The 2,708-nt window shown below is 45.5% G+C and carries 2 protein-coding genes; both read left to right on the top strand.

Annotation, left to right across the window (positions count from 1 at the left end; all coding sequences use genetic code 11):
* The first annotated feature begins 106 nt into the window (after nucleotides 1-106).
* Nucleotides 107-1,789: a hypothetical protein gene (locus JX312_RS11855; RefSeq protein WP_124029397.1), complete on the top strand. Its 1,683-nt coding sequence runs from the start codon at nucleotides 107-109 to the stop codon at nucleotides 1,787-1,789.
* A 135-nt stretch (nucleotides 1,790-1,924) separates the two neighbouring features.
* Nucleotides 1,925-2,708, top strand: a 784-nt coding sequence (locus JX312_RS11850; protein WP_304505004.1) for a 5'-3' exonuclease H3TH domain-containing protein, incomplete at its 3' end; no start/stop codon positions are given.

Below are 2,708 nucleotides of genomic sequence, written 5' to 3'. Positions count from 1 at the left end.
CTCCTTCTTCGGAATCATGAAATCATCTCAAAATCTCCTAAAATTTAATATAAGCTAATTTCCAACACTTACTTATCACACACTTCATAAAATATCAAAAGACGTCATGAACAAAAAATTATTTTATCTGACTCTTGGTGTAGCAGTGATCGGAATGACCGGTTGCTCTAAAAAACTGGGTCAGTTTAAAAGCGATTTCTTTACTACTGTTCCCACTCCGTTAGAAACCGTGGGTGAAAATGTGCCGGGTACAATCACCGGTAAGATTCCCGCTAAATTCATGGTGAAAAACGCCAAAGTTACCGCAACCCCGGTCATTACCTGGACTGACGGTGAATCAGCCGCCCAACCTGTGATATTCCAGGGCGAAAATGTGCGTGCCAACGGACAGGTGGTGAATTACAAGGAGGGAGGATCCATCTCCATACCCTTCAATGTGGCTTATCAGGCAGCCATGGCAAAAAGTGATCTTTACCTTGATTTTGCTGTTGACCAAAACGGCAAACTTTATGCTCTTCCCCGTGTAAAGGTCGGTTACGGCGTTGTGGCAACCTCTACCCTCGCTTCTGCCAAGACTGTGACTCCGGCTCTTGCCAAAGATAATTTCCAACGCATCATTAACGAAAAGTATTCTGCCGATATCCACTTCCTGATCAATCAGGCAAACATCCGCGCCAACCAGACTGACAAAGCAGATTATATAGATCTCAACAAACGTCTTCAGGAGGCAAATACTGCCGCAAACCAGGAGATTGCCGGCATTACCGTAAATTCATACGCTTCTCCCGACGGTGCGCTCAACTTCAATACGCAGCTTGCTGAGAAACGTGAGGCAAACACTACAAAATACATGGAGAACCAGCTCAAAAAAGACAAAATCACAGAATTCGGTGAGCTGACTTCCTCTTTCACTCCTGAAGATTGGGAAGGTTTCCAGAAACTTGTGGAGAAAAGCAACATCCAGGACAAGGAACTTATCCTCAGCGTCCTCAAAATGTATCCCGATCCCGAACAGCGCGAGCAGGAAATCCGCAATCTTTCTTCAGTATTCAATGAGCTTGCCGACCAGATTCTTCCACAGCTGCGTTATTCACGCGTAATGGCGTCCATCAACGTTATCGGCAAGAGCGACCAGGAACTTATCGAACTTTTCAACACAAATCCCAAAGCCCTCACAGTAGACGAAATCCTCTACATCGCCACTCTTACCGATGACAACACCAAGAAGATGGAGGTTTACAACAAGGCTGCCGAGATTTATCCTAAGGATTACCGCACTTTCAATGACCTCGGTCTCACTCAGTATGTTGCCGGCGACTATGAAGGAGCCAAATCAAACTTCGAACATGCCCGCCGCCTGAATCCCTCTGCAAAAGAGCCGGAAATGAACCTCGGTCTGATCTCCATGCTTAACCACAATTACACCAAGGCTCAGGAGCAGATCGGTGCCGCAGCCGGTGTTCCGGAAGCTGCAGATGCACTCGGTGTGTACTACCTCACACAGGGAGACCTTGCAAAAGCTGTGCGCACATTCGGTGATTCCAAGACCAACAACGCCGCATTGGCTCAGATTCTTTCTCAGGATTACTCAGCTGCGAAGTCCACTCTCGCATCTATCAAAAATCCGGATGCAACCACTTATTATCTGACTGCAATCCTCGGCGCGCGCACAAACAACGAAAATATGGTGATGAGCAATCTGCGTCAGGCAGTGAAACTCGACAAATCGCTTCTCAGCCGCGCCAAGAACGATCTTGAGTTCGCAAAATACAACCTTTCTTACCTCTAATTAAATACACCCCTCAGACTATTTAAGTCTGACTTACGGGCAGACGTTGTCACTGAAAATGAACAACGTCTGCTCTTTTTTTATTATCTTTGTGGAGACAATGATTAGTTGATCAATTAATAGTGTGTTTAAAATATGAAACGCCTTTTCCTTCTCGATGCATATGCGCTTATTTTTCGTGCATATTATGCTCTTATAAAAATGCCACGGATCACTCAGTCCGGTTTCAATACATCTGCTATTTTCGGATTTGTGAATACTCTTGAGGAGGTGCTCCGAAAGGAGAAACCTTCGCATATCGCGGTATGCTTCGACCCAGCCGGTCCCACATTCCGTAACGAGGCGTTCGAACAATACAAGGGTGAAAGAGCTTCAACACCGGAAGACATCAAGCTTTCTGTGCCTATTATCAAAGAGATAGTAAAAGCATACAACATTCCGGTGGTGGAAGTGGAAGGGTATGAGGCAGACGATGTGATCGGCACTCTGGCTAAAAAAGCGGAAAAAGAGGGATACACCACATATATGATGACTCCCGACAAGGATTTCGGTCAGCTTGTATCTCCTGCCGTACTTCAATACAAACCAGCCTACAGAGGTCAGGATTTTGAAATCCGTGGCGAGAAAGAGGTATGTGAACGTTACGGAATAAAACGCACATCACAGGTAATCGACCTGCTTGCTCTGATGGGTGACAAAATCGACAATATCCCCGGATGCCCCGGTGTAGGAGAAAAGACAGCCATTAAACTTATCGAGGAATTCGACAGTGTCGACAATCTCGTTCTTCACACCGAACAATTAAAGGGAGCCTTGAAGAAGAAAGTGGAAGAAAACAAAGAACAGATACTTTTTTCTAAATATCTCGCAACAATCTGCACCGATGTCCCCGTAGAGGAATCAATAGAAGACCTTAGAC

The organism is Barnesiella sp. CU968 (genome assembly GCF_905219685.1).
GTDB lineage: Bacteria > Bacteroidota > Bacteroidia > Bacteroidales > Muribaculaceae > Lepagella > Lepagella muris_A.
The sequence above is the reverse complement of the archived record's forward strand: the minus strand, read 5'-3'. Positions and strand labels throughout refer to the sequence as shown.

Bases quoted from the DNA above. Each gene is read 5' to 3' on its own strand.
- JX312_RS11855 (WP_124029397.1), top strand. From the start codon at position 107: ATGAACAAAAAATTATTTTATCTGACTCTTGGTGTAGCAGTGATCGGA.